General features: G+C 69.6%; 1 pseudogene. It reads left to right on the top strand.

The window, feature by feature from the left end:
- A pseudogene (locus tag R0J88_RS23105) lies at positions 1-240 on the top strand (histone deacetylase); the annotation flags it as partial.

Here is a 240-nt window from a genome sequence, read left to right as displayed (position 1 = left end):
ATGTGCATGAGTTCCTCACTGGCACCCTGAGCGCGCAGGCCCAGCGGCGCAGCGGTTTCGTGTGGAGCGAGGCACTGCGCGAGCGCAGCGTGCTGGCCGTGGGCGGCACCATGACCACCGTACGCGAAGCGCTCAAGCGCGGACTGGCCTGCAATACCGCGGGCGGCACCCATCACGCCCACCCGGAGGCCGCCAGCGGCTATTGTCTGCTCAACGACATCGGCGTGGCGGCGCATCAGG

The organism is Pseudoalteromonas sp. SIMBA_162 (genome assembly GCF_046535955.1).
GTDB classification, from domain to species: domain Bacteria; phylum Pseudomonadota; class Gammaproteobacteria; order Enterobacterales; family Alteromonadaceae; genus Pseudoalteromonas; species Pseudoalteromonas marina.
The sequence above is the reverse complement of the archived record's forward strand: the minus strand, read 5'-3'. Positions and strand labels throughout refer to the sequence as shown.